Here is a 7,189-nt window from a genome sequence, read left to right as displayed (position 1 = left end):
CGACTACTATGATTATTATGCCTACTATTAGTGCTGTGCTTACTACTGATTTGGTTACTGTTACTGTATGTACCACTGTTGTTGGTGGTACCGTGGATGTAATCGTTGTGGTTACTGGTACCGTACTGGTTGTGGTGTATGTTGTCGTAGTACCACTGATCACTGTGGTTGACGTAACCACAGTGGTAGTTGAGGTAGTTACTGAAGTAACAGTAGTGGTGGTAGTAGGTATAGTTGTGGTTGTTGAAGTTACCGCTGGCTTAGGCTGAACCGTGGTTAATATTGACCACCACATTGGCCCTGCTATTTCTAGAGATGGGCTCTCTAACCAAACCCAACTGTTGGATGGCGGGAATTGCAGATACTTAGTGTTATACCAGACCTCCTCGTATGGTGTGTCTAGGCTTATGAACCATGGATTATGATTAGCCTCCCAAGCCCACATGAATACGCAATCCTTAATCTGCTGTATTGTAACTTGCTGTGGTGGGCATATTCCATGAGTTTGTGAATTGGGCCCCCAAAGCCATGCAACAGTACCATTAGGTAAAGTAACCTCTCCCCACCAGTGGGTCGTATTTATTGGGTAACCCTCAAAGTAGCCATTAACTGGGAATAGGTCAGGAATTATGATTGAGAAGCCTGGGGGGCCGTATCTATATGCTAAGGCATATTGTGTAGCCATGCTACTGTATATTGCAGGGAACTCAGTGCTTGGTTCAATATTTATGATGGTGCGTATGCCGAAGGCATTCCACTGGTTAGCAACACTGGTTAATTCAGCCATGATTTGCGGATTAGATGCAGTACCAGAATCAACAAGTATAACTAACTTAAATGGTGTACCATTGGGCGTGTACCATACTCCATTCTTCTTAGTGAATCCAACGCTCTCAAGCAAACTAGCAGCCTCAGATGGATTATACGTATAGTTAATCAGTGGGTAACCCATCTTATCCCAGTATTGAATCATTTCAACAAATGAATGCGGATTAATAGTTGGATAAACAATGGCATTATTGGGTTCAGGTACGGGTGCATAGGGTGCGCCAGCTGCCTCAGCCACTAGTGTTAGGTTAAGTGCATATATTAATGCTTGCCTAACCTGCGTGTAGTTTATGTAAGGCCATAGGAAGTTAAAGTAGAGTGCGTCACCTGGGGCACCTGGTGTTAATGCGTAGGTCATGTATGGGTTCCTAAGAACCTCTGAGGCTATTGATGGAGGTAAGTTACCTTGGTAGAAGGATAATTGCCCAGTCTCCAATGCCGCGAATAGTGGTGTTGATGATGTGTACTGGTATAGAACTACATAATCAATCTTTATGTTATTAGCATCCCAGTAATATGGATTCTTACATAGTATAATCTCTGATGGTGTAATATCACATACGTAAAACGGCCCATTCTGAGGTGGTGGGAATGTGAATGATGGAATATACTTATGTAGGAACGCGAACTCTGTCTTAATGTAGCTTGCTCCCTCACTCTGCTCCTGTGACGTACCATAACCAAAGTTGGCGGCGTAGAGGATGTTCCAGTTTTTGCTTAAATTATCAATAAATGGCTTATACATTTGGTAATTAATAAATATACCTAATCCGCCATCACTAACATAGTAGAATGTCATTACATTATTACTAGGTACTACTGCATCGGGGGGTACCCATATTATGCATGTGTAATTATTAATCATTGTGACATTACCTAATGCATCATATATTAAGGCCTGAATCAAGTTAGTTGCATATAGATCCCAGCAAGTGAATGGTTGCCCATTACTCCAGCCGGAGTGCCTAAGGTACACTGTTATCTTAGCCCACCCGCTCATATTACCAACAGTTAAATTATACTGAATAGTCCAATTATACGCTAAATCAGGTATCCATGTTCCACTGGATAAATTATACATTGCTAAGTAAGCGTAGTTCAAACCATACTGATGAGTCCAGATACCTGAAGTTGTAAATATGTTTGGATTATATGATGAATTAGACGTCATTGGTGTTGATACTACAACGGCCGAATATAATGTATTATATGGGGTCATTGGAGGTAAGCCAGAAGGCTGACTATGTAGTGGTAGAGTCATGTATACTATCACTAGGACTGCGGCTATCACTGGAATTATCCACGTTTTTGCATGCGGAATTGAGTATCCCATAGTCTACATTATATTGGCTTGGGTTTAAAAAGATTTTCCTAATTAGCATAAAAATTATTATATGGTATAGGAATAAATTATGATTTGGCTTATAGCCTCTTTACTACATTTATAGGTTAATGTGTAACAGCGCCTGAAGGAAAGGTAATGCGCAATTAAGGTGAAGAGTAATCTTTATTAAGTAGCATGCCTTATTGCGATAACATATGGTAATAGGATTGTTACTGTTAGTGTTGTTTAAAGCCGGTGGAGTGCCGTTTGTTAACTATACTATATACATTCCGCAAAATACCACTATTATTAATGTAACCTTACCTGTGGTACCTATTCCTGATACCATTGAGGCTATTAATGATTCAACAGGCTCACTTGTACCAATTAGCCTATACCCAGGTAATATCTTAAGCATATTCGCGTTTGGCGGTGGCTATATATCAATAGTGTATTATGGTAACTACACCTTTAATGCTAAATCCCTATTATACTCATTTAACATAGAATCGGCTGAGAATATAATGATAGTTTTCCCACCCTTCATAATACCATTTAATTTACCCATTAGTATAATCCACTATAGTGTGGTTAATGGTTCAACCCTAATTGTGGTTCTTCAACCAGGCAATTACACTATTCAGTATACCTACGTGCCAAGGAGCCTATTAACCGCAACATCTACAATAAGCACCAGCACCACATCCACTACAACCACCACGTCCACCTCCACAGCAACAGCCGTGGTGGGAACCACAACTAGTACCACTACCAGCGCTAGTAGCACTACCTCAGCCACATCTACATCAACTACTACACAGATCGCAATTTCTTCCAGTTCAAGTATTACAACGACTACGACGACTGTAACTGCGGCTTCTTCACAGCAATCCATTAGCCAATCAACGGCACCAGTAACTAGGAGTAATGTTACTCCACTTTACATAGTGGTTGCAGTCATTCTAATAGTGGTGGTTTCTGTCGTCGTCTTCATGAGTAGGCGCAGGGCTCTTGAGGCCTTTGAGCAGTATAACTTAGATGAGGTTGATAAGTTAATTATAAGTACCTTAAGGCAGTATGGTGGTTCACTCTACCAGTCTCAACTACAGCAGTTAACTAATATACCTAAGACAACCCTCTGGCGCCATGTTATGAAGCTTAAGGATATGGGTATTGTACGCGTGGATAAGGTTAATGGGTTAAATAAGGTTACCTTAATCTCAGGTTAGCATATTCATCGATCTAATATTTATTTATCCTGGGCCTCACCTTAACCGAGTGTTTCTAATGCAGGATGAGTAAATAACATTAAGGTACATTATTATTTACAACTAAAAGCCCTGCCCTGAAGGGTTGAGGGTAGTGGATGAAGCATTTAAGCCCAGTACCCTCTTGTATGTTATTATGAGGGCCTCGGTAGGCATGGAGTAGAAGCGTGAACGTGATTAGGCATGATAAAGAAGGGTAAGCTTCGCTTTTTGAGGTTGGGTTGGTTTAAATCTCAGCTTGTGGTAGGTGTGTTAAGGTGCATATTCCCAAGCCTAAAGAGGGTGATGGGTTGAAGGCCCAGCCCATGGCCCACCACTACGAGCAGAGTAGGGTAGCTAAAGGCCACTAGTAGTGAGGATGAGTGCAGTAAGCCGCAAAACAACCCCATAAGGCGGGAAGAGGGCTATACATTTAATGCTTTAGAATTAGGCTCTGGGGACTTTATAGATGATAATTGAGGCTTACGATATTAACGGTAGAAGGATGCTGGTTGCTTTCACGGAATCCGGGGTTGCGTATAGGGATATAACGAGTATCCACAAGTGGTATAGGCACCTCTTCATTCCGGGCATAGTGATTAGCATTATGCTTGTAGTAGGTTCAATAGCCTACGCCATAGTAATGTATCAGAATGCGGCGCTACACTACCAGTATGAACCATATTATGTACTGCTAGGTGGTTTCATAGTTTCAGTGATTATTTTAATTGCGGTGAGGCTAAGTAGGCCTAGGGTTGATTGGCAAGCCGTAACAATACCCATTATTCAAGTTTGGTCAATTATAGTCTATGTTAGAAGTGGCTTAGTTTACGTGTATAGGTATGGTTCACAAAAACCTGAATTAACCCTTAAACTAAGGAGTAGGGAGTTAACTAGCCTTCTTAATTCCCTTAGTAGTGAGCCATGGGTGAGGAAGGTAATGATTTATGAGCAGTAACCACTACTGAGCCGTGAAGTCCACGTAGGGTTCCTTCAAGTCAACCATGGCGTTAACCACTAATTCAGCTAAACCACCGTAGTGAATATTATAAAGCTCAGTGGCCCTATAGTGGGTTAGTAAATCCCTTAACTCGCCCTTACAGTTGGAGCATGGTGCACACACGTACTTTGGAATACTTGGGTCAATGGCGTCCTTGAAGGCTTCGAGAATTTGCTTAAACTTCATCCTTGAGGCAACCTTAATCCTCCATTCAGGGAAGTTGAGTGAATTCATTATAGCGAAGCCACTGCCACCGCCACAGCAGTAATTGTGGACGCCGTGGGGTTCCATTTCCCTAAACATGGGTGCAATCCTCCTTAAGATTACCCTCTGCGGCTCAACTATGCCTGCTAACCTAACTATATTGCATGGGTCATGTAGGGTTACTGGGAAGTTGTTCCTACTTGGGTCAAGGTTAAGTTTACCACTTTCAACAATATTCTTAAGCATTGGTAACACACTTTCCCTAGGTATTCTATAGTCATCCTTAAGTAGCCTATCAGCAACCACAAGCAGGGCCTTAGTGGCATGCCCGCATTCACCAATAATAATCCTCTTAACCTCAAGCTTCCTGGCAACCTCAATATGCCTCATGGCTATTCTAGCTAATTGAGCATCATCATACCATACACCGTAATTAACTGCATCATAACCCACTAATTCACTACTAAGAGTCCAACTAACCCCAGCCTCCTCAAGTATTATAGCGTAGGCTGCTGGGTTCTCAGGCCATGAAATATATTCACCAGCATTATGAATTAGCAATACGTCAGCACCCTTCTCGTCAACAGGTATTTTAATCTTCCTACCAAGCTTTTCATATATTAGGTCCTCCATGAAGTTAACCATATTCATGAATGCCTTTGGGTTCATGCCCGTTGAGGACCCTGTCTTAAGCTGAAGCACAGTACCCTTCTCATGGAGTGCAGTGGGTGCGATACCCATCTCCATGCTTAGGAGTTTCCTTATCTCATGGGCTATTAACCCATTATCAATACCCAATGGGCAGGCTTGAACACACCTCCTACATAATGTGCACCTATAAGCCAATTCACCAAGCCTAAGAATTGTACGTGCATTAAGCTCAATATTAACTCCAGGCTTCTTAAGAATGTACTTATCGTAAATCCTCCTAAGCACCTCAGACCTATACGTTGGCCTATAGGCATCCTTCCTCCCACTGGCCACGTATATTGGGCAAGCTTCGGCGCAGTTCTGGCACTTTGCGCAGTAATCCAGTGAGAGGAGTAGTGGTTGTAGAAATGTCCAGTTACCTTCCCTTGAGGTCAGTTTCCTTAAACCCTCCAGGAACTTCTCAATAAGCTTCTCCTCCTCTTCCCTACCCTTGGGTTTCCAAGGTACGTCAATGGCCACGTACCCATCAAGTTCAGTTACGTAGTTGCTGGACCACTCAGGCTTAGGTTCAGTTAATGCGGGTTCCAGTTCAGGCTTATCGTAAGGTGAGGGTAAGGGCATTAAGTCACTTAGGCTTATCTTAATTAACCTACCCTCCCGCCTCCCTATATCCCCTATCCTAACCCCCTCCTCACCCTTCATTAGTAATCACCTCTGCATTGTCTTCCCACGACTCATTAGGCTTAATGTGGGGTGCATTCCAAGGCATCTTAAGCTGCATCAATTCCCCAACCCTACGGTTCAACCCACTGGAGCCTGGCTCATCATCCCAAAGAACCCTATGGTATGTGAAGTATTTGCCAATGAAGTGGGTTATCTTGGAGAAGGGTATGTAGGCTACAAGTAGTTGAAGCACTGTAACGTGAATTAGTATTACTGCATTTAACGGTGGTGGGTTCACTAATGGATTAACTAGGCTCAATGCGAAGGCCCTAGCGTAGTTGAAGAACGGGTCATTAAACCATGAGGCTAAGCCCGTTGTTAAAGCCAGTAGTACAATGAGTAGGTTAAAGTAGTCTGGGATAGTCGTGTAATCCCTTAGGACAGGGCTTGTAAGCCTCCTAATCAGTAATCCAATACCCCCAGCCACGGCTAGTAATGCACCAGCCACACCCACTACTGCAGTAGTGTAGTATAGGAAGATAGACCATGCATTACTTGACGGCACCAGTATGTGAGCGTACGCTTCAGTAACTGCCCCTAGGAGTATTAGTAGGAACCAGACTAGTATTAAGTATATTCCTAGGTGAAATGGGTAGGTGAGGGCCCAGAGCCTCTTATTATTATTGTAAATCCTCTTTATGAACAACATTTCACTGAGCAGTTCCTTAAGTTCCCCAATCACTGATGCTGTTCTTTCCTTAGACCACCAAAGTTCCTCCTCTAAGTATCCTCCACCATACCTTACCTTAACTGGCGGCTCATGAGGAACTGGGTAAAGCTCCCACCTTAAGTGGGTGGGCATTGATGACCATTTACGCCACCTATACGCAATACCAGCTATGAATATTAATACTGCAGCATACGCTGTAAGTCTAAGTAGTTGAGTTAACATACGTGTTCACCTTCATTAAGCTGCTTACTGCATGCCTAGGGAATATTGGTACTGCTATTAGGCCCTTAAGGTATACCATGCGCCTTAACCATTACCGTATATATTTATTAATTATTTCACATCAGTAATGAAAACACCTAAGCCTAAGAATAATCACTGTTGAAATTAAGCCTCTAGCACCATCTATGTTAACAGTGGGGGCGGCTTCAACTTTACATTATGCTGAATGAGGCTTATTACCTTATCTGACCCCCTCCCCACCTTAAAGGGGCGAGGGTTCCCTGAGGCCTCATGAGTTACAACTGAAAGCCTCGCCCTTT

5 protein-coding genes are annotated in these 7,189 nt (G+C 42.7%); 2 read left to right on the top strand and 3 right to left on the bottom strand.

Features of this window, described 5'->3' with window-relative positions:
* Window positions 1-2,161: ABC transporter substrate-binding protein (locus tag BP896_RS07350; protein WP_291767160.1), on the bottom strand; the 2,161-nt coding region annotated here is incomplete at its 3' end.
* Window positions 2,162-2,367: 206 nt separating this feature from the next.
* On the opposite strand from BP896_RS07350, the gene BP896_RS07345 reads away from it, so the two are divergent.
* Window positions 2,368-3,381, top strand: coding sequence for a helix-turn-helix transcriptional regulator (locus tag BP896_RS07345; protein WP_291767159.1), 1,014 nt, complete (start codon window positions 2,368-2,370; stop codon window positions 3,379-3,381).
* 487 nt (window positions 3,382-3,868) lie between these two features.
* Window positions 3,869-4,357, top strand: coding sequence for a hypothetical protein (locus BP896_RS07340; RefSeq protein ID WP_291767157.1), 489 nt, complete (start codon window positions 3,869-3,871; stop codon window positions 4,355-4,357).
* 3 nt (window positions 4,358-4,360) lie between these two features.
* Here BP896_RS07340 and BP896_RS07335 read toward each other — a convergent pair whose 3' ends face one another.
* Together BP896_RS07335 and BP896_RS07330 are read right to left on the bottom strand one after the other, a co-directional pair.
* Entirely contained in the window at window positions 4,361-5,956 is a 1,596-nt protein-coding gene (locus BP896_RS07335) for a (Fe-S)-binding protein (RefSeq protein WP_291767155.1), read from the bottom strand.
* On the bottom strand, window positions 5,946-6,869 hold the full coding sequence (locus BP896_RS07330; RefSeq protein ID WP_291767153.1) for a respiratory nitrate reductase subunit gamma: 924 nt from the start codon (window positions 6,867-6,869) through the stop codon (window positions 5,946-5,948). The genes BP896_RS07335 and BP896_RS07330 overlap by 11 nt, the downstream gene beginning before the upstream one ends.
* Window positions 6,870-7,189 lie beyond the last annotated feature (320 nt).

Origin of the sequence: Caldivirga sp. UBA161 (assembly GCF_002506515.1) — an archaeon.
Classification (GTDB): domain Archaea; phylum Thermoproteota; class Thermoprotei; order Thermoproteales; family Thermocladiaceae; genus Caldivirga.
Note: the sequence above shows the minus strand (reverse complement) of the source record. Positions and strands in the feature narration are given on the sequence as shown.